Origin of the sequence: Micromonospora sp. A200, from assembly GCF_029893845.1 — a bacterium.
In the GTDB taxonomy this organism is placed as follows: domain Bacteria; phylum Actinomycetota; class Actinomycetes; order Mycobacteriales; family Micromonosporaceae; genus Micromonospora; species Micromonospora purpureochromogenes.
Genome location: NZ_JARXXY010000001.1, coordinates 277,216 through 301,127, shown reverse-complemented (window position 1 = coordinate 301,127; position 23,912 = coordinate 277,216). Strand labels below are relative to the sequence as shown.

42 protein-coding genes and 1 pseudogene are annotated in these 23,912 nt (G+C 71.0%); all 43 read left to right on the top strand.

All coding sequences use genetic code 11. The features are described from left to right. The first annotated feature begins 93 nt into the window (after positions 1 to 93). On the top strand, positions 94 to 426 hold the full coding sequence (locus M2302_RS01545) for a hypothetical protein (protein WP_280836175.1): 333 nt from the start codon (positions 94 to 96) through the stop codon (positions 424 to 426). Further along, positions 423 to 620, top strand: coding sequence for a hypothetical protein (locus M2302_RS01540; RefSeq protein ID WP_280836174.1), 198 nt, complete (start codon positions 423 to 425; stop codon positions 618 to 620). Before M2302_RS01545 ends, M2302_RS01540 begins: the two co-directional genes overlap by 4 nt. Further along, positions 617 to 883, top strand: a complete 267-nt coding sequence (locus tag M2302_RS01535; RefSeq protein WP_280836173.1) for a hypothetical protein — start codon at positions 617 to 619, stop codon at positions 881 to 883. The genes M2302_RS01540 and M2302_RS01535 overlap by 4 nt, the downstream gene beginning before the upstream one ends. Further along, a complete protein-coding gene (locus M2302_RS01530; protein ID WP_280836172.1) occupies positions 880 to 1,182 on the top strand; it encodes a hypothetical protein in 303 nt (100 codons plus the stop codon). Before M2302_RS01535 ends, M2302_RS01530 begins: the two co-directional genes overlap by 4 nt. Further along, positions 1,179 to 1,340 (top strand): hypothetical protein, encoded by a 162-nt coding sequence (locus M2302_RS01525; protein ID WP_280836171.1) that lies wholly within the window; start codon positions 1,179 to 1,181, stop codon positions 1,338 to 1,340. The genes M2302_RS01530 and M2302_RS01525 overlap by 4 nt, the downstream gene beginning before the upstream one ends. Further along, positions 1,340 to 1,564 (top strand): hypothetical protein, encoded by a 225-nt coding sequence (locus M2302_RS01520; RefSeq protein ID WP_280836170.1) that lies wholly within the window; start codon positions 1,340 to 1,342, stop codon positions 1,562 to 1,564. The genes M2302_RS01525 and M2302_RS01520 overlap by 1 nt, the downstream gene beginning before the upstream one ends. Beyond that, positions 1,564 to 2,010: a hypothetical protein gene (locus M2302_RS01515; RefSeq protein ID WP_280836169.1), complete on the top strand. Its 447-nt coding sequence runs from the start codon at positions 1,564 to 1,566 to the stop codon at positions 2,008 to 2,010. Before M2302_RS01520 ends, M2302_RS01515 begins: the two co-directional genes overlap by 1 nt. Positions 2,011 to 2,104: 94 nt before the next feature. Continuing rightward, positions 2,105 to 2,926, top strand: a complete 822-nt coding sequence (locus M2302_RS01510; protein ID WP_280836168.1) for a hypothetical protein — start codon at positions 2,105 to 2,107, stop codon at positions 2,924 to 2,926. Continuing rightward, complete coding sequence (locus tag M2302_RS01505) at positions 2,923 to 3,108, top strand: hypothetical protein (protein ID WP_280836167.1); 186 nt, start codon at positions 2,923 to 2,925, stop codon at positions 3,106 to 3,108. Before M2302_RS01510 ends, M2302_RS01505 begins: the two co-directional genes overlap by 4 nt. Then, positions 3,105 to 3,332 (top strand): annotated as a pseudogene (locus M2302_RS01500) (WhiB family transcriptional regulator); the annotation flags it as partial. The gene M2302_RS01505 and the pseudogene M2302_RS01500, both read left to right, overlap by 4 nt. Before the next feature lie 185 nt (positions 3,333 to 3,517). Next, positions 3,518 to 4,387, top strand: a complete 870-nt coding sequence (locus tag M2302_RS01495; protein WP_280836166.1) for a PD-(D/E)XK nuclease-like domain-containing protein — start codon at positions 3,518 to 3,520, stop codon at positions 4,385 to 4,387. Further along, positions 4,384 to 5,193 (top strand): hypothetical protein, encoded by an 810-nt coding sequence (locus tag M2302_RS01490; protein ID WP_280836165.1) that lies wholly within the window; start codon positions 4,384 to 4,386, stop codon positions 5,191 to 5,193. Before M2302_RS01495 ends, M2302_RS01490 begins: the two co-directional genes overlap by 4 nt. Position 5,194: 1 nt before the next feature. Next, complete coding sequence (locus M2302_RS01485; RefSeq protein ID WP_280836163.1) at positions 5,195 to 5,698, top strand: hypothetical protein; 504 nt, start codon at positions 5,195 to 5,197, stop codon at positions 5,696 to 5,698. Beyond that, on the top strand, positions 5,695 to 5,856 hold the full coding sequence (locus M2302_RS01480; RefSeq protein WP_280836162.1) for a hypothetical protein: 162 nt from the start codon (positions 5,695 to 5,697) through the stop codon (positions 5,854 to 5,856). The genes M2302_RS01485 and M2302_RS01480 overlap by 4 nt, the downstream gene beginning before the upstream one ends. Continuing rightward, positions 5,853 to 6,662 carry a helix-turn-helix domain-containing protein gene (locus tag M2302_RS01475; RefSeq protein WP_280836161.1) on the top strand — a complete coding sequence of 270 codons (810 nt, stop codon included), beginning with the start codon at positions 5,853 to 5,855 and terminating at the stop codon, positions 6,660 to 6,662. The genes M2302_RS01480 and M2302_RS01475 overlap by 4 nt, the downstream gene beginning before the upstream one ends. After that, positions 6,662 to 7,417, top strand: a complete 756-nt coding sequence (locus M2302_RS01470; RefSeq protein WP_280836160.1) for a site-specific DNA-methyltransferase — start codon at positions 6,662 to 6,664, stop codon at positions 7,415 to 7,417. Before M2302_RS01475 ends, M2302_RS01470 begins: the two co-directional genes overlap by 1 nt. Continuing rightward, on the top strand, positions 7,417 to 8,127 hold the full coding sequence (locus M2302_RS01465; protein ID WP_280836159.1) for an ATP-binding protein: 711 nt from the start codon (positions 7,417 to 7,419) through the stop codon (positions 8,125 to 8,127). Before M2302_RS01470 ends, M2302_RS01465 begins: the two co-directional genes overlap by 1 nt. After that, a complete protein-coding gene (locus tag M2302_RS01460) occupies positions 8,124 to 8,351 on the top strand; it encodes a hypothetical protein (RefSeq protein ID WP_280836158.1) in 228 nt (75 codons plus the stop codon). The genes M2302_RS01465 and M2302_RS01460 overlap by 4 nt, the downstream gene beginning before the upstream one ends. Continuing rightward, positions 8,348 to 8,875 carry a hypothetical protein gene (locus M2302_RS01455; RefSeq protein WP_280836157.1) on the top strand — a complete coding sequence of 176 codons (528 nt, stop codon included), beginning with the start codon at positions 8,348 to 8,350 and terminating at the stop codon, positions 8,873 to 8,875. The genes M2302_RS01460 and M2302_RS01455 overlap by 4 nt, the downstream gene beginning before the upstream one ends. Further along, a complete protein-coding gene (locus M2302_RS01450) occupies positions 8,872 to 9,393 on the top strand; it encodes a hypothetical protein (RefSeq protein WP_280836156.1) in 522 nt (173 codons plus the stop codon). The genes M2302_RS01455 and M2302_RS01450 overlap by 4 nt, the downstream gene beginning before the upstream one ends. After that, positions 9,393 to 10,442: a site-specific DNA-methyltransferase gene (locus tag M2302_RS01445; RefSeq protein ID WP_280836155.1), complete on the top strand. Its 1,050-nt coding sequence runs from the start codon at positions 9,393 to 9,395 to the stop codon at positions 10,440 to 10,442. The genes M2302_RS01450 and M2302_RS01445 overlap by 1 nt, the downstream gene beginning before the upstream one ends. A 50-nt stretch (positions 10,443 to 10,492) precedes the next feature. Beyond that, entirely contained in the window at positions 10,493 to 10,963 is a 471-nt protein-coding gene (locus M2302_RS01440; protein WP_280836154.1) for an endonuclease domain-containing protein, read from the top strand. A 63-nt stretch (positions 10,964 to 11,026) separates the two neighbouring features. Then, positions 11,027 to 11,431, top strand: a complete 405-nt coding sequence (locus M2302_RS01435) for a hypothetical protein (protein WP_280836153.1) — start codon at positions 11,027 to 11,029, stop codon at positions 11,429 to 11,431. After that, complete coding sequence (locus M2302_RS01430; RefSeq protein ID WP_280836152.1) at positions 11,428 to 12,447, top strand: tyrosine-type recombinase/integrase; 1,020 nt, start codon at positions 11,428 to 11,430, stop codon at positions 12,445 to 12,447. Before M2302_RS01435 ends, M2302_RS01430 begins: the two co-directional genes overlap by 4 nt. Positions 12,448 to 12,494: 47 nt before the next feature. Continuing rightward, positions 12,495 to 12,758, top strand: coding sequence for a hypothetical protein (locus M2302_RS01425; RefSeq protein WP_280836151.1), 264 nt, complete (start codon positions 12,495 to 12,497; stop codon positions 12,756 to 12,758). Between the two features lie 109 nt (positions 12,759 to 12,867). Continuing rightward, positions 12,868 to 13,497, top strand: a complete 630-nt coding sequence (locus tag M2302_RS01420) for a hypothetical protein (RefSeq protein ID WP_280836150.1) — start codon at positions 12,868 to 12,870, stop codon at positions 13,495 to 13,497. Then, on the top strand, positions 13,494 to 13,727 hold the full coding sequence (locus M2302_RS01415; RefSeq protein WP_280836149.1) for a hypothetical protein: 234 nt from the start codon (positions 13,494 to 13,496) through the stop codon (positions 13,725 to 13,727). Before M2302_RS01420 ends, M2302_RS01415 begins: the two co-directional genes overlap by 4 nt. Positions 13,728 to 14,261: 534 nt before the next feature. Beyond that, positions 14,262 to 14,477 (top strand): hypothetical protein, encoded by a 216-nt coding sequence (locus tag M2302_RS01410; protein WP_280836148.1) that lies wholly within the window; start codon positions 14,262 to 14,264, stop codon positions 14,475 to 14,477. 327 nt (positions 14,478 to 14,804) lie between these two features. Beyond that, a complete protein-coding gene (locus tag M2302_RS01405; RefSeq protein ID WP_280836147.1) occupies positions 14,805 to 15,278 on the top strand; it encodes a hypothetical protein in 474 nt (157 codons plus the stop codon). Continuing rightward, complete coding sequence (locus M2302_RS01400) at positions 15,265 to 16,305, top strand: hypothetical protein (RefSeq protein WP_280836146.1); 1,041 nt, start codon at positions 15,265 to 15,267, stop codon at positions 16,303 to 16,305. Before M2302_RS01405 ends, M2302_RS01400 begins: the two co-directional genes overlap by 14 nt. Then, positions 16,302 to 16,880 (top strand): terminase TerL endonuclease subunit, encoded by a 579-nt coding sequence (locus tag M2302_RS01395; protein WP_280836145.1) that lies wholly within the window; start codon positions 16,302 to 16,304, stop codon positions 16,878 to 16,880. The genes M2302_RS01400 and M2302_RS01395 overlap by 4 nt, the downstream gene beginning before the upstream one ends. 12 nt (positions 16,881 to 16,892) lie before the next feature. Continuing rightward, entirely contained in the window at positions 16,893 to 18,233 is a 1,341-nt protein-coding gene (locus tag M2302_RS01390; protein ID WP_280836144.1) for a phage portal protein, read from the top strand. Positions 18,234 to 18,236: 3 nt separating this feature from the next. Then, the gene (locus M2302_RS01385; RefSeq protein ID WP_280836143.1) at positions 18,237 to 19,298 is read left to right on the top strand and encodes a hypothetical protein; all 1,062 of its coding nucleotides are present in this window, start codon (positions 18,237 to 18,239) and stop codon (positions 19,296 to 19,298) included. Positions 19,299 to 19,348: 50 nt separating this feature from the next. Next, positions 19,349 to 19,876 carry a hypothetical protein gene (locus tag M2302_RS01380; RefSeq protein ID WP_280836142.1) on the top strand — a complete coding sequence of 176 codons (528 nt, stop codon included), beginning with the start codon at positions 19,349 to 19,351 and terminating at the stop codon, positions 19,874 to 19,876. A gap of 23 nt (positions 19,877 to 19,899) precedes the next feature. Continuing rightward, positions 19,900 to 20,802: a phage major capsid protein gene (locus M2302_RS01375; RefSeq protein WP_280836141.1), complete on the top strand. Its 903-nt coding sequence runs from the start codon at positions 19,900 to 19,902 to the stop codon at positions 20,800 to 20,802. Between the two features lie 13 nt (positions 20,803 to 20,815). Beyond that, positions 20,816 to 21,079: a hypothetical protein gene (locus tag M2302_RS01370; protein WP_280836140.1), complete on the top strand. Its 264-nt coding sequence runs from the start codon at positions 20,816 to 20,818 to the stop codon at positions 21,077 to 21,079. A gap of 22 nt (positions 21,080 to 21,101) precedes the next feature. Beyond that, positions 21,102 to 21,677 carry a hypothetical protein gene (locus M2302_RS01365; RefSeq protein ID WP_280836139.1) on the top strand — a complete coding sequence of 192 codons (576 nt, stop codon included), beginning with the start codon at positions 21,102 to 21,104 and terminating at the stop codon, positions 21,675 to 21,677. 21 nt (positions 21,678 to 21,698) lie between these two features. Next, positions 21,699 to 22,013, top strand: a complete 315-nt coding sequence (locus tag M2302_RS01360; protein WP_280836138.1) for a head-tail adaptor protein — start codon at positions 21,699 to 21,701, stop codon at positions 22,011 to 22,013. Between the two features lies 1 nt (position 22,014). Further along, positions 22,015 to 22,404: a hypothetical protein gene (locus M2302_RS01355; RefSeq protein WP_280836137.1), complete on the top strand. Its 390-nt coding sequence runs from the start codon at positions 22,015 to 22,017 to the stop codon at positions 22,402 to 22,404. Then, positions 22,401 to 22,619, top strand: coding sequence for a hypothetical protein (locus M2302_RS01350; RefSeq protein ID WP_280836136.1), 219 nt, complete (start codon positions 22,401 to 22,403; stop codon positions 22,617 to 22,619). Before M2302_RS01355 ends, M2302_RS01350 begins: the two co-directional genes overlap by 4 nt. 4 nt (positions 22,620 to 22,623) lie before the next feature. Continuing rightward, positions 22,624 to 23,217, top strand: a complete 594-nt coding sequence (locus tag M2302_RS01345; RefSeq protein ID WP_280836135.1) for a hypothetical protein — start codon at positions 22,624 to 22,626, stop codon at positions 23,215 to 23,217. Position 23,218: 1 nt separating this feature from the next. Continuing rightward, complete coding sequence (locus M2302_RS01340) at positions 23,219 to 23,689, top strand: hypothetical protein (RefSeq protein ID WP_280836134.1); 471 nt, start codon at positions 23,219 to 23,221, stop codon at positions 23,687 to 23,689. Between the two features lie 11 nt (positions 23,690 to 23,700). Further along, the gene (locus M2302_RS01335) at positions 23,701 to 23,901 is read left to right on the top strand and encodes a hypothetical protein (protein WP_280836133.1); all 201 of its coding nucleotides are present in this window, start codon (positions 23,701 to 23,703) and stop codon (positions 23,899 to 23,901) included. Positions 23,902 to 23,912 lie beyond the last annotated feature (11 nt).

The following is a 23,912-nucleotide window of genomic DNA, read 5'->3' as shown; positions in this document are numbered from 1 at the left end:
CACCCGGCGCCCGACCGGGCCCGGACAGCAAAGCGACGCCCCCGCTACCTCCACAGCCGCAGGGACGCCGCTAGACCAGAAAGAAGGTACCCGATGAACGGGACCCTCACCCCCACCGAGCGTCAGCTGATCGTCGAGATCAACCAGTGGCGCAAGCGCCACGGCTGGTTCGACACCAACCTCGGCTGGGTCGACCCGAACCACACCATCCGCATCCGCCCGCAGGAGTGGGGCTTCGACCTGTGGCACCGCGTGGACGGGAAGTGGCAGCAGCTTGAGGACCGCTACGCCGCCTTCACCGTCCGGCAGGCGGTCGACACGCTGGTCGCCCTCGACGTCCTGCCGGACAAGTTCCACTCCATCAAGTGGGCGGTCCTGAAGGCGTTCGCGGCGGTCGACGCGGAGAACGCGGAGCGTGCCAAGTGAGCCCCCGGGACGCGGCGGCGGTCAACCACATCGCCACCGACATCCGCGACATGTCCGACGCCGACCTCCACCGCCTCGCCGGCAAGAACGCCTGCCTGCCCGGTGAGAACGCCGCCGCCGTCCGGCACGCCATCGACGCCGAGCTGGAGTTCCGCCGCGCCTACCGCCACGCCCACCTGGAGGCCACGCGATGAGCAACGTCGACCGCGCGGCCCTCGCCGCCGAGCTGCACGCCTACGCCGACGCGGTCGCCGCCGGCACGGAGCCCGTCCCCGCCATGGACGTCGTATACGACGGCGCCTTCCGGATGCGCGTCGTGCCCGGCGTTCTGCACGACCTGCTCTGCGCCTGGCGCATCGCCACCCCGCAGGACACCGACCCCGTTGTGCTCGCCTGCGCCGGCTGCGGCCTGTGCTACCCGCACGAGCCAGCCAACCTCGGGGGCGGTGCGGCGTGAGCATCGACATCGACACCTTCGCCGCCTGGGTCAGCCGCCCCGACGCCACCCCGGCCCCCACCGCCGGCCCGCAGGACCCGCCCGTCATCACCGGCCCATGGTGCCCCCGCGACGTCGGCCTCGACGCGGACCCGGTCGCCCACGCCCTGCACCACCTCGCCCCCTACGGCGACCTCACCCTCGCCGCAGCAGTGAAGGTGCTCGGCGCGTGGCCGGACAGCGGCAAGCTGACCGCCCCGCAGGTCGCCCAGGTGCTCGCCTACTACCGGCCGGCCCGACTGCGGAGGGCCGCCGCATGAGCCGCCGGTTCAACCGCTACGACCACCGCTGCGACTACTGCGGCCGGTTCATGCCCTGGGCGTGGGTGTCGTCGTGGAACTGCTTCGCCGGCTTCTCGAAGGCGTGGTGCGACCGGGACGCCTGCTGGCAGACCGCCGACACGGAGGCAGGTGCGTGATGGAACTCCTCATCGCCGTCCTCATCCTCATCGTCACCCACGCCCTCGCCTTCCGCGCCGGCGGCTGGTACCTGCGCTGGCGCGGCCTGCGCCACCAGATGCGCGCCGCGCAGATCGCCTGCACCGGCCAGCACCGCGAGGACGTGCTCGCCGACTTCCGGCGGCAGATCCGCGCCATCCTGCCCCGCTTCCACATGCCCCGCTTCCACGCCAGGAGCCACTGATGACCACGCCTCAGATCACCACCCCCGCGCCTTTCCCCTTCGCCACCATCACCACCGACAGCGGCACCCTCACCGTCCCCTGCGAGCCCATCAACGACTGGCTCGCCATCACCCCCGCCACTGGGAAGACGGACGACGGCAGGCCCGTACTCGGGGGCACCTTCACCATCACCCACCTCGCCACCGGCGCGACCATCGCCGACGGCGACGCCTGCATCAACTGCTGCCGCGCCTCCGGCCGGAAGCTCGCCAGCCTCCAGACCGCCGACTGGTCGGCGCTCACCGCCAACAACGCCGCCGACTGGTTCGCCGGGCTGTCCGAGGACGACCGGCACACGCTCAGCCTCTACCGGGCGCTGGAGTGGGGCTGCGACGCCGAGTACTGCGAGATCCCCGCCGAGGCCCGCCCCGTCGTCGACGTCGCGCTGCCCGGGGTGTCCCGGTGAACGCCCACGGCGCGGTCGTCGCCCTCTTCCTCACCCTCGCCCTGCTGTGGGCCGCCATCGCCGGCCCCGCCCTCCTGATGAACGGGAGCCTCTGATGACCGACTTCACCGCCCACGACATCCACCTCATCGACCAGGGCGCAGTCGACGCCCTCCGCGCGGTCGACGCGTTGGCCGCCGACCCGGAGACCGCCCGCCGCCTCGCCGAGCGCGGGGAAGCCGTCTACGGCGCCGAACTGACCGCCGACCTCCACAACACCGTCGACGGCCGGGCCATGAGCCTCGCCGGGTGGGCCGCGTTCGCCACCATCCGCCTCGTTCAGGCGCAGGCCCGCCACAGCACCGACCACGACGAGGCGGCCCGCATGTGGGCCGAGGACGTCGACATGGTCTGGGCGAAGGTCGCCGAGCTGGAGAAGCTGCGCGCCGAGCTGGCCGAGACGCGGGAGCACCTCGCCCTCGACCGCCAGGCCGTGGCGACGCTGCGAGAGCGCGAGCAGCAGGCCCGCGCCGAGCTGGCCGACGTCCGCAACCAGGCCCACCGCGACCACACCGAACACCAGCAGGTACTCCGCGACAAGAACGCCCTCGCCAACGAGCGGGACCTGCTCAAGGCCGAGGTGCGTGAGCTGAACGGCCTGCTCGACCAGACCAGCGCAGCCCGCGACCGGTTCCGCCGTGAGCGCGACATGGAGCGCGAGTGCCGCCGGGTCGAGCTGTTCAACGCCGCCCACCCGATCGGCACCACCGTCCGCTACTGGAAGGGCGTCCGCGAAGGCGACGGCAAGACCAGCACCACCCGCACCGAGGCTCAGCTGCTCAGCGGGCACACCGCCGTCGTCTGGCTGGAAGGCGTCTCGGGCTGCATCGCTCTCACCCACATCGAGCCCGTCTCCGCCGAGGCGGTGGCCCGATGAGCCTCGACACCCTGCCCCTCGCCATCGCCGGCTGGTCCGCCACCCGCCGCCACCGACGCAACACCGCACGCGGCCACCGCAGCGACCACACCATCCTCCGCTGGCCCGCCCAACTCCGCCGCCCCATCGCCGACGAACTCGCCCCCGCCGTGAACGGCGTCAACGGAGAGGGGGAGCGGTGAGCCTCTACCCCGACTTCGTCGACCAGGCCACCGACACCCCGGCCTGCCGCAGCGAAGACCCCGACCTGTTCTTCCCCGAGAAGAGCGAGACGGTGAAGGCGCGGAAGGCCAAGGCCGTCTGCCGCCGCTGCCCCCTCCTGGCCGCCTGCGAGGCATGGGCCCTCGCGCAGTCCCCAACCCAGCTGTACGGCGTGTGGGGTGGCCTCAGCGACTACGACCGCCGCCAGCGGAACAAGGGCAAGCCCCGCCGGCAGCCGCCCGGCGCCGGCCGCCACCACCACGTCATCGCCCGCATGCGCGCCCACAACCCGCCCGCCACCTGGGCCGAGATCGGCGAGGCCATCGGCGTCTCCGCTGACGCCGCGCAGAAGCACTGGCGGCGGAGCCACCAGCGTCAGGTGGTGGCTGCGTGACCACCACCCAGATCATCGTCACCGAGCCAGGCGTCTACGACGGCATGCCCGACGCGGTTTACCACGGCGACCCGGTGCCGGCCGGCAGCCTGTCGAGCTCCGGCGCGCGGAAGCTGCTCGAGACCTGCCCCGCCCGCTTCGACTACGAGCGCCGCCACCCCGAGCCGCCGAAGAAGACCTTCGACATCGGCCACGCCGCCCACAAGCTGGTGCTGGGCGTCGGCCCGCACCTCGAGGTGGTGCCCGGCGACCGCTGGGACACCAAGGACGCCAAGGCGCACGTCGCCAAGGTCCGCGACCTCGGCGGGGTTCCGCTGAAGCAGGCCGACCACGACCACGTCACCGCCATGGCCGACGCCATCCGCCGCCACCCCATCGCCTCCGCACTGTTCAACCCCGCCGCCGGCGGCAAGCCCGAACAGTCCCTGTTCTGGATCGATGGCGACACCGGCACCTGGCGGCGGGCACGCACCGACTGGCTGCCCGCGCAGGGCCGCGGGCGGCTCATCGTCCCCGACTACAAGACCTGCCTGTCCGCCCACCCCGAGGCGGTGCGCAAGGCCGTCCACAACCACGGCTACTACATGCAGGCCGCCTGGTACCTCGACGGCATCGCCGCCGCCGGGCTGGGGGAGGACGCCGCGTTCGTCTTCGTCTTCCAGGAGAAGACCCCGCCCTACCTGGTGACCGTCGTCGAGCTTGACGCCGAGGCGCTGATGACCGGCCGGGAGCTGAACCGGCGCGCCCTGCACATCTACGCCGAGTGCACCGCGAACGGCGTGTGGCCGGGCTACGGCGACGACCACGACATCGCCCTTGTCTCTCTGCCCGCTTGGGCGACCCGCACTGAGGAGTTCACCCGATGACCGACATCGCCGTCCGCGCCGACCAGCAGCTCGACCTCGCCACCGGCTCCGACCAGGCCATCGAGCGCCTCGCCGAATGGGCCCGCGTCGCCGACGCCGCCTACGGCATCGCCACCAAACTGTGCGGCACCACCTTCGCCCCCCAGGCCTACCGCGGGAAGCCCGAAGAGGGCTGCGCCGCGATCCTCGCCGGCGCCGAGCTCGGCTTCGGACCCATGGCCAGCCTCCGCGCCTTCGATTCCATTCAGGGGACGCCCGCCCCGAAGGCCATCACGCTGCGCGCCGTCGTACAGTCCCGCGGCCACGACCTCGAGGTCATCGAAGCCGACAACAAGCACGCCATCGTCGAGGGCCGCCGCAAGGGCAGCGACCGCTGGCAGCGCCTCGAATGGACCATCGAGCGCGCCACCACCGCCGGGTACGTCGCCAAGAACCCGAAGTGGAAGACCGACCCCACCGCCATGCTCGTCGCCCGCGCGACCAGCGAGATGGCCCGCTGGCTCGACTCCGCCGCCATCATGGGCATGCCCTACAGCGCGGAGGAGCTCTACGACGAGCCCGCCGCCGTCCGGCCGAAACTGACCCGGGTCACCGCCGCCGAGATCCTCGGGGCGCCCGTCGAGCAGCCGCCCGCCGAGGAAGTCGAGCCGTTCACGGTCGACCAGGCGCTCGGCGAGATCGAGGCCGCCGACACGCAGACCCGGCTCGACGAGATCAAGGCCGTCTGCCGCGACCACGGCATCCGCGACCAGCAGGTCCTCGACGCCTGGGCCGCCCGCTCCGCGAAGCTCGCCGAGGCGGCCTGACATGAGCGAGCACATCCTGCAGATCGTCTGGCCGATCACCGACGAGAACTACACCCGCCGCCAGCTCATCGCCGAAGCCGAAATCGACATCGACGACGAAGCCGAAGAGCGCGGCGTCATCATCACCGGCCCGCCGTTCTGGCTGATCCAGCCCGCCGCCGGCGTGCCCGGCTGGACCGCCTACGCCCCCGGCAGCGTCCTCATCGCCCGCGTTCCCGCCGAGGTCGCCGCCGACTACACCGCCTGGCGGTCCCGCCGCGACGTCAACCTCGGCAAGGTCGAAGCCGCGCTCAGCGGCGGGCTCACCGCCCGCGACCTCAACACCGCCGAGCGGCGCTACGTCGTCGAGCAGCTGATGGACGAAGGCCTCGACGACCGCACCATCGGCCTGCGGCTGCGCTGGTCCGACACCCCGGTCAAGGCCCGCAACTGCGTCATGCGCTTCCGCACCCACCACCAGATGCCCCGCACCACCACCCGGCCAAAGGCACTGGTGGCGGCATGAGCACCGGCGACCACCGCGGCACCGCGACCACCGTCGACTGCCCGCTCTGCGAGCTCACGGTCCTCGGTCAAGGCCAGGACCCGGCCGCTGCGGTGGTCGCCGCCGCCGACGCCCTCGAGAACCACATCCGCAACCACCACCAGGGGGACCACGAATGAGCATCCGCGTCATGACGTGGGTGTGGGACAGCTCGCGATCCAAGAAGACGGACCGCCTGGTGCTCCTCGCCATCGCCGACTGCGCGTCGGATGACGGCAGCAACGCCTACCCGAGCATGGCCGAACTGGTCCGCAAGACGGGGCTCTCCGAGCGGGGCGTCCAGAACGCCCTCACGCGGCTCACTGCATCGAAGGAGTTGAGGGTCTACCGCAACGCGGGGCCCGGCGGTTGCAACCGGTATCGGGTGATTATGACCCCCGCAGAATCTGCACCCCCCGCAGAATCTGCACCCCCGCACGCCGTGCACCCCCCGCAGTCCGTGCAGGGGCAGAAGCTGCACCCCCCCGCAGGAACTGCGGGAGCCCCCCCGCAGCGCGTGCACCCCACCCCCGCAGCGCGTGCACCCGGAACCGTCCTTGAACCGTCCTTAGAACCGTCAGTAGTACAAGAGCTTGGGTCGCCTAACGGCTCCCGCGACCCCAGGGGAAGCAGACTCCCCGACGACTTCACTCCTGATGCAGAACTCAAGGCTTGGTTCGCCGCCAACTGCCCCGGCATCGACGGCCGAGCGGAGCACGCCAAGTTCGGCGACTACTGGCGCTCCCAGGCCGGCGCGAAGGCCCGCAAGGCCGACTGGAAGGCCGCCTGGCGCAACTGGATGCGGAAGGCCGCCGACGACCAGCAGAACCGCCGAGGCCGCCCCGTCGCCACCGGCGCGAACCGGCACATCAACGGCCGCGACGACAACCCCTTCGCCAACGGCGCCAACGCCACCTACTCCAGCCAGCAGACCAGGAGCGCCTGATGAAGCCGTACTACGCCGACGACACCGTCACGCTCTACCACGGCGACAGCCGGGAGATCCTGCCGATCCTTGACCTGCAGCCCGACTGCATCGTTACCGACCCCCCGTACGGCGAGACGTCGCTGGAGTGGGACCGCTGGCCGGATGGTTGGCCGACCGTCGCCGCGAAGCTCACCTCGAGCATGTGGTGCTTCGGGTCGATGCGCATGTTCCTCGACCGGCGCGACGAGTTCGCTGGCTGGAAACTTTCCCAGGATGTTGTCTGGCGCAAGAACGTCGCCGGCTTCCAGCCAGGTGACCGCTTCAACCGGATCCACGAACATGCGCTGCACTTCTATCGCGGCGCTTGGGGATCCATTCACCACACGCCCCCCCGTGTGCCAGCAGTCAGGCGCCGCGCCGGTGACCTCATCGGCCGAGCCGCTAACGAGCCGGGGGTTACGGGCGCACGTGGCGCCTCGTTCCAGGTGTCTGACGGCCTCGCCTACCACCCGTCAGTCGTCGACGCGTCGATCTCCCGAACTGTCAGCCAGCATCCGACCGAAAAGCCCGTGCGGCTCCTTGACCCGCTGATCCGTTACGCCTGCCCACCCGGGGGCCTGGTGCTCGATCTGTTCGGCGGCTCCGGGTCGACGGCTGATGCCGCGCGCATGTCGGGCCGACGCGCGGTGCTCATCGAGGCGAACGAGGGGTACTGCGAGGCGATCGCCGACCGGCTGGCCCAGGGCGTCCTGCCGATGGGGGAGGTGGCCTGATGACCGCCGAGCTCGTCCGCCACGCCCTCACCGACTGGCAGCAGCGCCTCGACGCCCGCGCCCCCGCCGTCCTCGAGGACGACGCCACCCACGCCGCCCGCCTCGCCGAAGCCGACCGCGCCGAAATGGTCGCCATGCGCGCCCGCCAAGCCGCGAACCGGGCCATCATCTACAGCCGCCGCCGGCCCTCGAGGTACGCCCGCGCCAGCTACGACATCCTCACCGCCGCCCAAAACCCCAACGGCAAGATCGCCCGCTGGTGGGACACCGGCCCCCGCTCCCTGGTCCTCGCCGGACCCGCACGCACCGGCAAAACCACCGCCGCGTACGCCATCGCCAACGACGTCCACCACCGCGACACCTGGGTCATGGCATGGACCGCCGCCGACCTGTCCGCCGTACTGAAGCCCGACAGCGGCGAACCCCTCGCCTACGACTACGCCACCACCTGCCCCCTGCTGCTGCTCGACGACCTCGGCCGGGAACGCGTCACTGACTGGTGGCTGGAGCAGCTCCAGCGCATCGTCGACGCCCGCTGCGCCAACGAGCGCCGGCTCATCGTCACCACCAACTCGGGTGGCAGCGCCGACGCGGCGTACGACGAGCTCGTCACCCGCTACGGGCACCCGGTGGTGGAGCGGCTCATCGACGGCGGCGGTGTCCTCGTCCTCGACGGGCCCGCCGTGCGCCAGGTGGTGACCGAGTGGTGAGCCGCCTCAGCCCGGAGCAGGTGGAGCGCAACGAGCGGGGCATAGCCGCCTGCCGTGAGGTCGTCGCCGCCGCCCTGGCACGCCGCGACCAGCCCGAGGCCGATGAGAAGCCGCTGACCCGCTCCGACGAGATCCTGCTCGCCGCCCGCCAGGAAGCCGCCCGCCAACACGAAGCCCTCAACCGCCTCACCCGCGCCCACCGACCCAAGGAGCAGCACCCGTGACCACGCCGACCACCGCCACCGAATCGCCGATTAACACCGCCAACCGGATCGCCCCGGCCCCGGCCACCCGCGAAGGTGCCAACCGCGAGACCTGGGCGAAGCACTACGCCGCCCAGGCCCTCGCCTGCTGGGCCGCCTTCCGCGCCGAGATCCGCAGCCTCACGCCTAACCCGGAACCTGGCTCCCGCCCGGACCTCGGCTACTTGGCGCTGGCCGCTGTCGCCTCCACCACCGCCGTCGCCGCCCTGACCGACCAGACCGACTACGCCCCGACGCTGATCTGGGACCTCACCCCCGAGGCGGGTGCGCTCAACGGCGAATGGGAAGAGTGGCTGGCCGACGTACTCGTCCGGTACGGCGTCAACCCCGGTCACATCGACCCGGACCTCGACCCGGCCGACTTCACCGAGGCGGTACGAACCCTCGGGCCGAGCAACCAGCCGTACGTGTGCCCCGACTGCGGAGAGACCGCCTACCTGCACGCGCCGGAGTGCCCGCATGCCGCCGCCGAGGTGAAGCCGTGAAGCGCCGGCCCCGCGACATCGGCACCAAGGCGGAGTCCGCCGTCGTCCGCTACATCCAACCCAACGGCTTCCCCCACGCGGAACGGCGCAGCCTCCGCGGCGCCCTCGACGCCGGAGACATCACGGGGACACCGGCCGTGTGCTGGGAGGTGAAGGGCGGAGACGCGGCCCGCACCGCCAGCGACCTGATGATCGAGCGCTGGATGGCCGAGCTGACCCGCGAACGCGAGAACGCCCGGGCCGAGGTCGGCATCCTCGTCGTCCAGCGTGCCGGCGTCGGACCCGCCAACGCTGGCCGATGGTGGGCCGTCCTGCCGCTGTCGACTGTCGCCCTGCTGCGCGTCGGCATCAAGCCCCCGCCCAACCGCGCGGTCGTCGCCGACGCGTCGGTGCGGATGTTGCTCGCCGACGCCGTCACCCTCCTGCGCGCCGCCGGCTACGGCGAACCCGAGACGGTGCCGGCCGGCCACGACGGCACCCGCCCCGACACCCACCAGCCCCAGACAGGAGCCGCGTGATGACCGCCACCATCCTCCGCGCCGACGCCCGGGCGATCCCGCTGCCCGACGCGAGCGTGGACCTGATCGTCACCTCGCCGCCGTACTACGGGCTCCGCTCCTACACGGACGGCGGGGAGCACTACGCCGCGCAGATCGGCGCCGAGCAGAGCCCCGCCGAGTTCGTGGCCAGCCTGATCGACTGCACCCGCGAGTGGATGCGGGTGCTCAAGCCGACCGGGTCGATGTTCGTCAACCTCGGCGACTCGTACTACAGCGGCAAGGGTGCGCCCGGTCGGACCACCATCGACGGCAAGAACGCGGGCCGCACCGCCCGACGTACCGGCACATCGCCACTCGACGCATCCGGCCTCGGCTTCCCGCGCAAGTCGCTCCTGCTCCTGCCGGAGCGCTACCGCATCGCCTGCCTCGACCAGCTCGGCCTCGTGGTGCGGGCCGTCGCGATCTGGTCGAAGCCCAACGGGTTGCCCGAGGGGCAGGTCCGCGACCGCGTCCACCGCACCCACGAGGACTGGGTCCACCTGACGCTCAGCCCGAGCTACTACTCCGACTGCGACGCCATCCGCCAACCACACGCCGCCTGGACAGCCAAGGCGTACGAGTACGAGCGCACCGGCTACAACCGGCGGACCAACGCCGACCGGGTGGACGCTGGCGGCTTCGCCAAGCCCCCGGTCGTCAACCCGCTCGGCAAGATGCCCGGATCGGTATGGGAGATCGCGGGTGAGCCACTGAAGGTGCCCGAGCACCTCGACGTCGACCACTTCGCGGCGTTTCCCATCGAGTGGCCGCGTCGCATCGTCCAGGGCTGGTCGCCGGCCGGTGGCACGGTGCTCGACCCGTTCGGCGGGACCGGCACCACCGCGCTCGTCGCGTCCGTCCTTGGCCGCCACGGCATCAGCGTCGACCGGTCCGCCGACTACTGCCGCCTCGCCCGCTGGCGCACCACCGACCCGGCGCAGCGCGCCAAGGCCGCTCGCCAGCCCAAGCCGGCGCAGCAGCTCGACGGGCAGGGCGACCTGTTCGGGTTCGTCGGGGCAGTCGCGTGAGTAGCCCCAGAAGCAGCGGTTTGTTGGTACAGAACGATCAAGGAGACGAAGTGACCGAGCAGGCTGATGGCCGCTGGTGCCGTAGGTGCGGTGAGTGGCGAGCGTTCAGCGACTTCGCCGACGACGGCTTGAGCACCCCATGCGCAACCTGCCGGGAGCGCAAGCTGGCCCAGCAGCGAGAGCGGAGGTGGGCAGCCGGCCCGGAAGCGACTCGCGCCTCCGACCTCTGGCGTAAGTACCGGATGCGGCCCGCCGACTACGACGCCCTCCGAGCCGAGCAGGACTACCGGTGTGCGATCTGCCGCACCCACGAGGACGACATCACCACCTCACGAGGTGGACGGCCCCGGCTCGACGGGTCGAAAGCGGCGGAAGCCTTCAAGCTCGTCGTCGATCACTGCCACACCACCGGGCGCGTCCGGGGGTTGCTGTGCAACCGGTGCAACTTCCTCATCGGCAAGGCAGGTGAGAGCGAGGCGACCCTCATCTCGGCCATCGCCTACCTGAAGCGCCAGCCCTGATCCGCGATAACTGACATTCCCACGAACCAGAAAGAGAGATCGACAATGCATGATCCTTCGTTCTTGCTCATCGAAGCCCGCCCGCTCCGGCTCGACGTGTGGCACGACGAGCCCGGCGGCCACGACGCGTTCGAAGTGTGCGGCCACCCGCCGACGAGCATCACCGCTCGGCTTGCCTGGACGTTCCGCCACGGCCGGCACCTGCACTACCGGTGGTGGCCGTACCTGAACGTCCGCCGGTGGATCGTCGACCGCTGCGACGGCTGCGGCAAGCGGTTCCGCTGGCGCGAGGCCCGGCACTCCTACCAGAGCACCGACAAGGTGTGGCACGACGTGTGCATGTCGCTGCGGCACGTCCGGTCTCAGCTCGACGACATCACCGCCTACGTGCGAGCCGAGGCGGACAGCAACGCGCGGTGGCGTGTCGAGTACCGGCTCAAGCACCTCGACGAGGCGGCCCAGCCGTGACCGACCTGACGCCCCTCAACCGCGCGCCCGCCCCCCGCGACTACCACCTGTCGGACGACGCGTGGGAACTCATCCGGGAAGCCACCCCCGAGAGCACCCGCCGCGCCTACCAGGAGGACTGGAAGCGGTTCACCGACTGGTGCGCCGAGCAGGAGCGCACACCGCTGCCCGCAACTGGGGAAACCCTCGCCCAGTACGCCGCCCACCTCGCGCTCGGCGAGAAAGCCCCCGCCACCATCGGGCGGGCCATGGCCGCCATCGCCAAGGCACACGAACTGGCTGGCGCAGGCCCGCTCGACCGGCGCGGCGTCAAGGACGTGCTGCGCGGCTACCGCAAGCGGTACGCCAAGCAGGGCGGCACAGTGAAACGCGCCCCCGCCCTCACGCTCACCGCCCTACGCGCCATGGTCGCCACCCTCGACCCCGACACCCTCGTCGGGGTCCGCGACCGCGCCGTCATCGTCCTCGGCTTCGCCATGGGCGCACGCCGCTCCGAAATCGCCGCCCTCAACCTCGCCGACCTCGAACCCCACCCCGAAGGCCTGCAAGTCACGGTGCGGCTGTCCAAGACCGACAAGGACGGCCGGGGTCGGATCGTCGCCGTGCCGTACGGCTCCAACCTCGCCACCTGCCCCGTCCGCGCCGTCGAGCAGTGGCGCACCGCGCTGGCCCACCACGGCCGCCAGGACGGGCCGCTGTTCGTGCGGATCGACCGGCACGGCCGGGTCGGGCACGTTGCCACCGGCCGCGGCGACACCGACGGCCGCATCACCGGGGAGACCGTCGCGAACATCATCCGCCGGGCTGCCGTCGCCGCCGGCCTCGACGCCGCCGACGCGTTCTCCGGGCACTCGCTGCGGCGCGGGTTCGCCACCGCCGCCTACGCCGCCCCCGACGCCGACCTGGTGCGCATCGCCCGGCACGGCGGCTGGAAAGAGGGCTCAGCGGCGCTGTTCGGCTACCTCGAAGAAGTGGACCGGTGGCGGAAGAACCCCGCCGCCGGCATCGGCCTGTGACCGTCACCGTGCCGCGCTGAGCGGCCCAACCAGGAAGGACCAACACCGTGAAGTTCCGCAAGAAGCCCGTCGAGATTGAGGCCGTGCAACTCACCCGCGACCAGTTCGCCGCTGCCCGGGACTTCATCCCGGCTGATCAGTTCGGCGGGGGCGGCACTGACGAGCGAGGCCGGGCCTACCTGCTGATCAGCACGCTCGAAGGCACCATGCGCGCCGACGAGGGCGACTGGGTCATCCGGGGTGTGCATGGCGAGCACTACCCCTGCAAGCCAGCCATCTTCGAGGCGACCTACGAGCCGGTGACCCCGTAGACGCCGGCGGGCTCCCGAGGAATCGCCACCCGGGAGCCCGCCCACGCCGCACCCCCGCCAAGGGCGCCACCTGCACCGGCCAGCCTACAACCCGGGGGGACCGAACACCGTGGACCGCAACACGACCATCACCACCATCACCGGCCTCGCCGAGCAGCTGTGCGACCCCCGACACCACGTGGAGCGCGTGCCGTACTGGGACACCAACCGCAACCGCAAGTTCCGGGAGTGGCGCACCACCCAACCCGGACTGCTCTCCCAGCTGCACGAAGCCGCTGTAGAGCCCGTAGACGGCCTGAACGAGCCCGGCCCTAGGCGTACCCCCGGAAGCCGGCCACCGCTCGCCCTGGAAGCTCTCAGCACCCACACCGCCATCGCCGCATACACAGCCCGCTGGTGCTGGTCGCTGCGCGTCGACCTGCGGGACACGGTGGAAGACAACATCCGGGCGATGGTCGGCCGCGCCCCCACGTTGGACGACGGGGAGTTGACGGCCCTCGCCTCGGAGATGCGGCAGTGGTATCGGTGGGCTGCCACGGCCACGCGCTGGATCGCCCCGCCCTTTGAGCCCCACGTGCCCTGCCCGTCGTGTGAGAAGACCGGCAAGCTGCGGGTCAACCTCCACGCCCAGGTCGCCCACTGCCGCGGCTGCCAGAACACGTGGGCCGCCGACGACGGGTCGATCTTCGCCCTCGGCGAGTACATTCAGGCCCACACCAGCAGGAAGGCAGCAGCATGAGCGACCTGGTCAACCCGCACGCCGACCCCGTCTCCGAGCGTGCATACAGCCTGATCTTCAACGGACTGACGGCAGCCCTGCGCGAGGACCAATGGATGCCGCTCTCCGAACGCGCCCGAGTGAGCCAGGCGATCTACGACTCCCTGCGCACGGGTGGCCTTGAGGTGCGCTTCGTCGATGGGCTGGAGATGCTGCGGCTGGTGTCCATGACGATGGAGCCGCCGGCGTGAGCGCGTCGACTTGACATGTAGGCAGCCAACCTACGAACATCACACCTAGACCAGTGTCTCCGAAGCCCCGCCACATCCCCCAGGACGGCGGGGCTTCCGCATGTCCGGGGGTGAACCGGTGCGTGGCCCCACGCTGATGCTCGCCCTGTGCCTGGCTGCCATCGCCGTCATCGGCGTGACCCTGTGCGCACTGCACTGGCCGGAGTGAGCCATGCCGAAGGCCCTGCGCGTTTGCTCAGCACCTGGCTGCCCCCAACTCACATCAGGCGGGCGTTGCGCCACGCATAGACGCGAGGCAGACCAGGCGCGTGGCAGCAGACAGCAACGCGGCTACGACCGGGCCCACGAACGCGAACGCCAACGCTGGCGCCCGAAGGTGGAGCGGGGCGAGGTGGACTGCGCCGCACCCACCTGCGTCATGCCCACCCGCCGCATCCTCATCGGCCAGGCCTGGGACCTCGGGCACACCGACGACCGCAGCACCTGGCGCGGACCCGAGCACAGCCCATGCAATAGAGGGTGGAGGCGAGAGCGATGAGCAAGCCGACGGCTCTGCTGATCCCGAGTCCGTGGTCAGGCGACGAAGCCGACCCCATCCCCGCCTCGTACCGGTGGTGGTTCCGGCTGTACGTCACCACGCGGCGACTGCGGCACAAGCTCGGGCTGCACGACTACCGCCGCATCCACCCGCTTCACGGTGTCCGGTTCCTGCGCTGCTCGTGGTGCGGCCATCGACGGGTCGAGCGATGAGCACAGTGCACGTCGTCCCCGTCAACGACCTCATCGAGCACGACAGCGGCGGTGGTCAGCCCTGCGTGTGCGGGCCGGACAACGTGCCCGTCAAGCGCGACGACGGGTCGGTCGAGTGGGAGATCGTGCACCACTCCCTCGACGGGCGTGAGCAGGCCGAGCGACCTCACGCACAGTGGCGGCGGGGGTGGGGGGTGACCCCCAACGCCGCAGGTCAGAGGACCGCCGGGGAGGTGGCTCCCTGGTCCGCAGGGTTCAGACGTCCCCGACCGTGACGCAACGTGACGGCGGGTGTGGCCGCGAAACGTGGCAAGGAGATGATCGGCAATGGCCCGTGGGGGTGCACGAAACAGGTCGGGCCCGCAGCCCGACGAGAACTCGCTGAAGTCGGCGAAGACTGGCTACTCGCTGACGGCCCTGCCGTCGGAGGGCTACCAGGATGAGGTGCCTGGGTTCCCGCTGCCTGATGCGACCGCCCGAGAGGCGGAGGTGTGGCAGCAGGCGTGGCGGACTCCGCAGGCTGCCGCCTGGTCGATGCAGCCGTGGCGTCACCGCACGGTGGCGTTGTGGGTGCGCTGGTCGGTGCGCATGGAAGACCCGGAGGCCGGCGCCGCGCTGGGCAACGTGGTGGTCCGGCTGGCCGACCAGATCGGCATGACCCCGGCCGGTCTGAAGGAGAACGGCTGGAAAATCGCCACCGACCAGGTGGCCGCGAAGCGCGCCGACAAGCAGGCCGAGACGACACCGGCGGCGCCGTCCGCGCGGGATCGGCTGAAGGCGGTCGCTGGTGGCGGGGCGTAGCCCGCAGCCCCTGGCGGTAGCGCTCGACTGGATTCCCCGGCACTGCGTCATCCCCGACGGCTTCCGCCGCGGCCGGCCGTTCAACCTGTACGACTTCCAGTTCGAGTACCTCGCCGCCTTCTACCTGGTGCGCGGTGGTGCCCGCTGGCAGCCGGACGACCCGATCCTCGGGCCGGCGTTCGTCTACCGGCGCGGTGTGCTGGTCGATCCGCAGAAGAAGGGCAAGGGCCCGCTGTCGGCGGCGCACATCTGCCTGGAAGGCGCCGGCCCGGCGCTGTTCGGCGGCTGGGCTGGCCGGGACGACGGCTACGCCTGTGCCGAGCATGGCTGCGGGTGCGGCTGGGAGTACGCGTACGAGCCGGGCGAGCCGATGGGCATGCCGTGGCCGACGCCGCTGATCCAGATCACGGCGCTGTCCGAGGAGCAGACGGACAACATCTACGGCGCGCTGCGGCCGATGATCGACCTGGGGCCTCTCGCCGATCTGATCCCCAAGACGGGTGAGGAGTTCATCCGGCTGCCGGGCGGTGGCCGGATCGACACGGTGACCAGCTCGGCGCAGTCGCGGCTGGGTCAGCGGGTCACGTTCGTCCCGCAGGACGAGGTCGGGCTGTGGACGAAGGCGAACCGGATGCTGCACGTCGCCGACACCCAGTACCGCGGCTTGGCCGGCATGGGCGGTCGGGCGTCGCTGACGACGAACGCGTGGGACCCGGCGGAGCAGTCGGTCGCCCAGTTGCAGTTCGAGTCGCAGGCGCAGGACGTGTACCGGCAGTTCCGGCAGCCGCCGGCGAACCTGTCGTACCGCAACAAGCAGGAGCGGCGCCGCATCCACCGGTACGTGTACGGGGAGGCGTTGAAGGAGAACGGCGGGCACGTCGACCTCGACAGCATCGAGGCCGAGGCGGCGGACATGCTGGAGCGGGATCCGGCGCAGGCTGAGCGGTTCTTCGGCAACAAGCTGGTCTACGGGCAGGGTTCGTGGCTGCGTGAGGGCCTGTGGGACTCCCTGGCGGTGCCGGCGTGAAGCGGCCGGTGTGCCTCGGGTTCGACGGGTCGCTGAACAACGACTGGACGGGCATCAGGGCAGAGACGCTCGACGGCTTCCAGTTCACGCCCCGCTACGGCCCGGACCGGCGACCGACGGTGTGGGATCCGGCGCAGTGGGGCGGCGAGATCCCCCGCGGCGAGGTGCGCGCGGCCGTCGACGAGCTGTTCTCGACGCTGGACGTGGAGCGGTCGTACTGGGACCCGGAGGACTGGGAATCCGACATCGACGAGTTCGCTCTGCGGTTCGGGGAGAAGCGGGTCATCCAGTGGCGCACGAACCGGACGACGCAGATGTACGAGGCGATCCGGCGCATGGAAACGGACCTGATCACCGGGGCGATCAGCCACGACGGTTGTCCCATCACGGCGGTGCACGTGGCCAATGCGCGGAAGGTCGCGAAGCCGGGTCAGAAGTACGTGCTGGGGAAGCCGAACGAGCACCAGAAGATCGACATGGCAATGGCGTCGATCCTCGCCCACGAGGCCGCAGCGGACGCCCGGGTGGCCGGCTGGGGCAAGCCTGTCGACCGCCGGGTGGTCGCTTTTCGATGAGAGGAGGTGGCCGTGGCTCTGTCCGCTGATGAGTCCGCCGCGGTCGCCCGCCTCGACCAGAAGCTGATGGACGCGCAGACCGCGCTGAAGTCGGCGCACGCCTACTACGAGGGTGAGCAGCGGCTGCGGCAGCTCGGCCTGGCGGTACCGCCCTCGTTGCAGCAGTTCCTCACGGTGGTGAACTGGCCGCGGATGGCCGCAGACGGGGTGGAGGAGCGCCTCGACATCGAGGGCTTCCGGTTCCCGGGCGTGGATGAGGCCGACGAGGATCTGTGGCGGATCTGGCAGGACAACAACCTCGACGAGGAGTCGCAGCTCGCCCACCTCGATGCGCTGATCTACGGCCGGGCGTACATCTGCGTCGGCGCGAACGAGGACGATGGGGCGACGCCGCTGGTGACGGTGGAGTCGCCGTTCGAGCTGGTGCACGAGACGGATGCGCGGACCCGGCGGGCGTCGGCGGCGCTTCGGCTGTACGACGTGCGTGACGGCCGGGCCACCCGGGGCACCCTGTACCTCCCGGATGCCACTGTTTGGCTGTCCTGGAGCGGCTCAGCGGGCCGCTGGGTGGATGTGGATCGGGATGACCACCGGATGGGTGTGGTGCCGGTGGTGCCGGTGGTGAACCGGGCTCGCACGGCGAACCGTGCCGGGGTGTCGGAGATGAAGGACGTCATCCCGCTGACGGATGCGGCGGCGCGGTCGTTGACGAACTTGCAGTTGGCGCAGGAGACGCACAGCGTGCCGCAGCGGTTCGTGCTCGGCGCTGCGGCGGGTGACTTCGTCGACCAGAACGGGCAGCCGCTGACGAAGTGGGAGGCCTACTTCTCGTCGGTGTGGACGCTGGCGAACGAGCAGGCGAAGGTGGGGCAGCTGCCGTCGGCGGACCTGAAGAACCTGACGGGGACGGTGGATCACTACGCCCGGCTGGCTTCCGGGGTGACGGCGTTGCCGCCGAACTACTTCGGCCTGGCTGCGGACGACGCGGCGTCGGCGGATGCGATCCGGTCGCGTGAGGCGCGGCTGGTGAAGCGGTGTGAGCGGAAGCAGACCGCGTGGTCGGGTTCGTGGGAGCAGGCGATGCGGCTGGTGCTGTACGTGGCGACCGGCGAGGAGGATGCGTCCGCCCGCCGGTTGCAGACGTTGTGGCGTGATCCGGCGACTCCGACGCGGGCGCAGCAGGCCGACGCGGTGGTGAAGCTGGCGCAGGCGGGCATTCTGCCGCGTGAGGGCGCGTGGGATGACCTGAAGTACAGCCCGGCGCGGCAGGACCGACTGCGGGAGCAGTTCCGCCGGCAGGACGAGCTGGACCCGATCGGCGCGGCGTCGCGTCTGGTCGGCCAGCAGGTGTAACCGGTGGGCGCCGCGCAGATCGCGCTGGCGCACTACCGCCGGCAGGTCGCCCTCGCCCGACGGGCAGCGACAGAGTTGGGCCGGCTGTGGTCGCGGGTCGACCGGCAGGCGATCGGCCCGTCGTGGGCGGCGAGCTTGCCGGCGGCGGTGCAGGTGCTCTCGACGGCTCAGGCGCTCGCTGCGGCGTCGTCGAGCGCCTACCTGGATGATGTGCTGGAGGCGCAGGGCATCGACCCGGAGGCGGAGGGCCGGATCCGGGTGGACGCGTTCGCTGGGGTCGCGTCGGACGGCCGGGACCTGGCGGCCTTGCTCTACCAGCCGGCTATCACCGCGCTGACCGGGGTGAAGCAGGGCGAGACCGTACCGCGGTCGCTTGCTGTTGGCCGGCTGGCGCTGGACATGATCGTGCGGACGCAGGTCGCCGACGCGGGCCGCACGGCGGACGGGGTGGCGGTGGTCGCCCGCAAGAACGTGGGCGGGTATGTGCGGCTGCTCAGCCCGCCGTCGTGCTCCCGGTGCGTGGTGCTGGCCGGGAAGTGGTACCGCTGGAATGCCGGCTTCCTGCGGCATCCGCGCTGCGACTGCCGGCACATCCCCGCTGCCGAGGACAACTCCGAAGAGTTGGCGACCGATCCGCGGAAGTATTTCGACAGCCTGACCCCTGAGGAGCAGGACGCGGCGTTCACCCAGACCGGGGCGGAGGCGATCCGCGACGGCGCGGACATCAGCCAGGTCGTCAACGCCCGCCGCGGTGCTCGGGGCCTGACCCCGGCCGGCGCCCGTATCACTGCGGCGGAGGCGAAGGCCCTGCGCGCCGGCCGGGACCGGGGCCGGCTGGAGGCCACCGAGGTGTTCGGTCACGACCTGTTCGTCACCACCGAGGGCACGACGACCCGCGGCGTGGCCGGTGTGCGGCTCGGCGCGAAGGAAACCGGCACGAAGCAGGGCCGCCGGTACCGGTCGGCGAAGCCGCCGCGGCTGATGCCCGAGTCGATCTACCAGATCGCCGGCGGCGACCGCGACGAGGCCATCAGGCTGCTGCGCCGCTACGGCTACATCACCTAGACCATCCGCCCCGCAACGGGGCGGCGACACCCGAAACGGGAGAGCACCACATGTCCGAGAGCAGCACCGCGACCGACACCACCACCGAGGCGCCGGAGGCGACCGAAACGGTCGACTGGCAGGCCGAAGCCGAGAAGTGGAAGACGCAGTCGCGCAAGCAGGAGGAGCGGGCCAAGGCCAACGCCGCCGCAGCGAAGGAGCTGGAGCAGTTCCGGGCGGCGCAGATGTCGGAGACGGAGAAGATCGCCGCCGAGGCGGAGCAGCGGGGCCGTAGTGCCGCGCTGGCCGAGATGGGTCAGCGGCTGGTGCGCGCGGAGTTCGCCGCACGGTCCGGTGGCCGGATCGGCGACGACACCCTCGACGACCTCAACCTGGCGAAGTTCCTCGACGAGGACGGCCAGCCGGACGTCAAGGCGATCGACAAGGCCGTCGCCCGTCTCGCCCCGCCCGCCGAGCAGGAGACCACCCGCAAGCCCGGCCCACGGCCGGACCTGTCGCAGGGCTCCAGCTCGAACAACCTGCCGCTCAACGGCGACCCGCTGCTGGACACCGTCAAGCAGAAGCTCGGCATCGACTGATGCCCTCCCGATAGGAGCCAACCGTGGCGATCACCGCCGCAACCAAGCTGTCGGACTTCTCCGGCTTCCTCAACCGCGACCAGTCGGCCCCGATCTTCGAGCGGGCCGCCCAGCTGTCCGTCGTGCAGCAGCTCGCCCGCCGGGTGGAGCTGGGCGCGAACGGCGTGTCCATCCCCGTCGTGACCGGCCGGCTCACCGCCGGGTGGGTCGCTGAAGGCGCGCAGAAGCCCGCGTCGTCCGGGTCGATGACCCTGAAGACGATGGACCCGAAGAAGATCGCCGCGATCGCGGTGGTCTCCTCCGAGGTGGTCCGCGCCAACCCGGGCGGCTACATGAACGTCGTCCGGGAGCAGGTCGCGGAGGCGTTCGCCACCGCGTTCGACGCCGCGGCGCTGCACGGCACCTCCTCGCCGTTCTCGACGAACCTCGACACCGGCTCGTCCACGCAGGAGTTCACCGGCACCACGCCGGCGTTCACCGACGTGTTCGGCGACCTCAACGCCGGCCTGGCGACCCTGGTCAACGCCGGTAAGAAGGTCACCGGGTTCGCGTTCGACGACCGGTTCGAGCCGGTGCTGAACGCGGCGAAGGACACCGCGAACCGGCCGCTGTTCATCGAGTCGCCGCTGACCGAGACCGCCGGTCCGATCCGCGCGGGTCGGCTGCTGGGTCGTCCGACGTTCGTCGGCCCCGGCGTGTGGGCGGCGACCCCGAAGATCTACGGCTACGGCGGCGACTGGACGCAGGCCGCGTGGGGCAGCGTCGGCGGGATCTCGTACTCGGTGTCCACCGAGGCGACCGTCACCATCAACGGCGCGCTGGTCTCCCTGTGGGAGAACAACCTGGTCGCGATCCTCGCCGAGGCCGAGTACGGGTGGCTGGTCAACGACCCGGCCTCGTTCGTCAAGTACACCAACGCCACCTGATCGGGGGACTGACATGGCGATCAAGAAGGCGACCACGACGGCCGACCTGGGATCCAACCCGGCAACCGACCCGACCCCGACCGTGCCGGCCGACCAGCGGCCCGTGTCGGAGCAGGGCAACCTCACCGAGGACCGGCCGGACGACGCCCCGAAGTACGTCGACCTGGTGAGCCCGATCGACGGCAAGAGGGCCACGGTGCCGGAGAGCATCGCGGACTCCCTGCGGGAGGTCGGCTACAAGGGCTCAACCAGCACCAGCAAGTCCAGCAAGTCCTGAAGCGGAGGGGTGGTGAGGTCCGGTGGCGGACCAACTGGCGACGCCGGCGGACCTCGCCGCCCTGCTCCACATCGCCGAGGCTGACCTGCACGTGCCGGCGGCGACGCTGTTGATCGAGTGCGCGACCGCGGTGGTGCAGGAAGTGGCCGGGCAGCGCATTGTCCGGGCGACTTCGACGGTGACGTTGGAGCCGAGCCCGGGGCGGTGGCTGTGGCTACCGCAGCTGCCGGTGGTGTCGGTGGAGTCGGTGGCGATGGACGGCACCACGCTGACGTCCGGCGACTACCAAGTGCGCGGGCACCGGCTGTGGCGAGAGACGGGCTGGCAGCTGCTCACCGCCCCGCCGACCGAGGTCGACGTGGCGTACACCCACGGCTACGCCGTGGGCGCGCAGGAGTTGCAGCGGGCCCGGCAGGCGGTCGTGGCCCTGGCCGGCGCGGTGTACGCGAACCCCGAGGGCGTGTCGCGGGAGCAGATCGGCAACTACGCGGTGGCGTACGAGGCGATCTCGGCGCGGATGGAGGCGGCACCGTACCTACGGCAGGGTTTGCGTCGCTACTACGGCCGCTCCGCCGGGCTGATCACACTCGGGGGCTGAACGATGATCCTCCACGACCGTGTGACTCGGGTACGTGCCGCGCTCGTTGACGGCCCGTACGGCAACCAGGACCGCGACTGGGACAACGCTCCGCCGGGGGTGGCCTACCCGGCGGAGGTGCAGCCGGTGTCGTCAACCGAGGACGTCGTCAACCAGCAGCAGACGGTCACCCGCTGGCGGATGTTCCTTGGCCCACAGGCCGACCTGGAGGCGACCGACCGCGTGCAGTGGGACGGCGACACGTACGAGGTCGACGGGGACGTGGAACGGCACAAGGCCCGGGGCCGACTGCATCACCTGGAAGCGGTGCTGATGCGCGTCGAGCAGGGGGCCTGACATGGCGTACGCGTTGCTGCCTGACGTCGATCAGGCGCTCATCGACTTCCTCGACACCCACCCGGCTCTCGTTCCGCTGCACGGGGGCCGGGTGGGCACCAAGCTCGCCTCGACCCTGACCAGCGTGCGCGTCGCCTCGCTGAGCGGCCCGCAGCCCTGGCCGTGGGAGGCGCTGCCCGAGTACCAGGTCGAGTGGTGGGGCGGCACCGACCTGCAAGCGAAGACCCTCGCCCGCACCGGTGAGGCGGCCCTGTGGGACTTCCTCAGCGCCTTCGACTGGGTCACCGGCGTGTCGATGCCCCTGTCACAGCTCTGGTCACCTGACGAGACGTCGGGCCGGCCGAGGTTCATCAGCCAAGTTCAGTACCGAGTGCACCCGGAGGAAGCGTGAGCAGCGAACTGGTCGCGACCAGCGACATCCCGTTCGGCGACCCGGGCCGCGGCGTCTACGCCTTCCGCAAGGGGCAGACGGTGCCGGCCCACCTGGTCGAGGAGCACGGCTGGCAGGACTTCGTGTCCGGCGCCGGCACCAAGTCGGGCCAGCAGGCCCAGACCGAGGCGTCCGGCGTCCAGCCGTCCGCCACCACCACCGGAAAGAAGGGCTGAGGACATGGCCGCGCCCACCATCCAGTCCGGGCAGATCAAGGCTGGTCCTGGTCTGATCCGCTACGCCCCGCTGGGCACCATCATCCCGACGTTCACGGCCGCCGCCAGCAAGGTCACGGGGACGTGGACGAACTGGCTGGAGGTCGGTGCGACCGACTCCGGCCTCACCTACTCCGAGTCGGTGGAGACGGCGGACATCACCGTCGCCGAGTCGCTGTACCCGGTGCGGACGGTGACGACCGGTAAGGCCGGTCGGGTCAGTTTCACCATGTCGCACATCAACGACCTGAACTGGAAGCTGGCCATGAACGGCGGCACCATCACCAGTTCGGGCGCCGCCGCGACGAAGCTCAACGTGTACGTGCCGCCGCTGGTGGGCGCCGAGGTGCGGGTCATGCTGGCGTTCATGAGCCTCGACGAGGATGAGGTCATCATCTGGCCGCAGGTGTTCAACGTCGGCTCCGTGGAGACGGCGCGGGGCACGTTCGACAGCAAGGCGGGTCTGCCGGTGGAGTTCTCCGCCGAGCTGCCCGACCCGGCCGTGATGACCACCCCGTACAAGCGGTGGACGTCCGGCGGCCTCGCGCAGGGGGTCTGACGTGGGTCACCTGGGTAGCTTCGGGGCGGCGCTGCGGGAGCTCGACCCCGGCGCGGACCGGGACACCTTCGACTTCTTCGGTGAGTCGTTCACCGTCGAGGGCGTCATGCCGCCCATCCAGCTGTTCCAGCTCTCCGCCGCCATTCTCGGCGGCGAGCGGGGCACCAGCGGCATGGCGGCGATGTGGGGTGCATTCCGCGCGGCCCTCACCAAGCCGGCCGAGGACGGCAAGCGGCAGGACGACTCCCAGTTCGACCGGTTCTACCGGCTGGCGGTGCTGCGCAAGTGCGACACCGACAGCCTGATGGACCTGGCCTTCAACCTGTTCGAGGCGCAGACCGGCCGCCCTACCGTGGAGCCGCGAGGCTCCTCCGCTGGGCAGTCAACAACTTCGCCGAGTGCGAGCACCTCGTCCTCAACACACCCGGCCTTGGCGCATCTGCGGCCGGTGGAAGCGGTGCTGGCTGGCTGACCCGCATTCCGATGCGGCAGCTGCTCAACGTGCTGTACGTCCACCTGCGCCCGCCGCACCTGTCGGACTGCCGGCAGCAGTGCGCTGGCGGGTGTCCGCGTGTGCAGTTCCACGACTGGTTGGAGGGTCCGTTGCAGGGCCGGGACCAGCGGATGCATGAGCGGTTCCGGCAGCGTCGTGAGGCGTTGTGGCGGGGTGAGATTCCGGCGTGAGAGGGGGCGAC

Coding starts and splice junctions, on each gene's coding strand:
- M2302_RS01545 (WP_280836175.1), top strand. CDS start 94: ATGAACGGGACCCTCACCCCCACCGAGCGTCAGCTGATCGTCGAGATC.
- M2302_RS01535 (WP_280836173.1), top strand. CDS start 617: ATGAGCAACGTCGACCGCGCGGCCCTCGCCGCCGAGCTGCACGCCTAC.
- M2302_RS01525 (WP_280836171.1), top strand. CDS start 1,179: ATGAGCCGCCGGTTCAACCGCTACGACCACCGCTGCGACTACTGCGGC.
- M2302_RS01520 (WP_280836170.1), top strand. CDS start 1,340: ATGGAACTCCTCATCGCCGTCCTCATCCTCATCGTCACCCACGCCCTC.
- M2302_RS01515 (WP_280836169.1), top strand. CDS start 1,564: ATGACCACGCCTCAGATCACCACCCCCGCGCCTTTCCCCTTCGCCACC.
- M2302_RS01510 (WP_280836168.1), top strand. CDS start 2,105: ATGACCGACTTCACCGCCCACGACATCCACCTCATCGACCAGGGCGCA.
- M2302_RS01505 (WP_280836167.1), top strand. CDS start 2,923: ATGAGCCTCGACACCCTGCCCCTCGCCATCGCCGGCTGGTCCGCCACC.
- M2302_RS01490 (WP_280836165.1), top strand. CDS start 4,384: ATGACCGACATCGCCGTCCGCGCCGACCAGCAGCTCGACCTCGCCACC.
- M2302_RS01485 (WP_280836163.1), top strand. CDS start 5,195: ATGAGCGAGCACATCCTGCAGATCGTCTGGCCGATCACCGACGAGAAC.
- M2302_RS01480 (WP_280836162.1), top strand. CDS start 5,695: ATGAGCACCGGCGACCACCGCGGCACCGCGACCACCGTCGACTGCCCG.
- M2302_RS01475 (WP_280836161.1), top strand. CDS start 5,853: ATGAGCATCCGCGTCATGACGTGGGTGTGGGACAGCTCGCGATCCAAG.
- M2302_RS01470 (WP_280836160.1), top strand. CDS start 6,662: ATGAAGCCGTACTACGCCGACGACACCGTCACGCTCTACCACGGCGAC.
- M2302_RS01465 (WP_280836159.1), top strand. CDS start 7,417: ATGACCGCCGAGCTCGTCCGCCACGCCCTCACCGACTGGCAGCAGCGC.
- M2302_RS01445 (WP_280836155.1), top strand. CDS start 9,393: ATGACCGCCACCATCCTCCGCGCCGACGCCCGGGCGATCCCGCTGCCC.
- M2302_RS01415 (WP_280836149.1), top strand. CDS start 13,494: ATGAGCGACCTGGTCAACCCGCACGCCGACCCCGTCTCCGAGCGTGCA.
- M2302_RS01410 (WP_280836148.1), top strand. CDS start 14,262: ATGAGCAAGCCGACGGCTCTGCTGATCCCGAGTCCGTGGTCAGGCGAC.
- M2302_RS01405 (WP_280836147.1), top strand. CDS start 14,805: ATGGCCCGTGGGGGTGCACGAAACAGGTCGGGCCCGCAGCCCGACGAG.
- M2302_RS01380 (WP_280836142.1), top strand. CDS start 19,349: ATGTCCGAGAGCAGCACCGCGACCGACACCACCACCGAGGCGCCGGAG.
- M2302_RS01370 (WP_280836140.1), top strand. CDS start 20,816: ATGGCGATCAAGAAGGCGACCACGACGGCCGACCTGGGATCCAACCCG.
- M2302_RS01355 (WP_280836137.1), top strand. CDS start 22,015: ATGGCGTACGCGTTGCTGCCTGACGTCGATCAGGCGCTCATCGACTTC.
- M2302_RS01345 (WP_280836135.1), top strand. CDS start 22,624: ATGGCCGCGCCCACCATCCAGTCCGGGCAGATCAAGGCTGGTCCTGGT.
- M2302_RS01335 (WP_280836133.1), top strand. CDS start 23,701: ATGCGGCAGCTGCTCAACGTGCTGTACGTCCACCTGCGCCCGCCGCAC.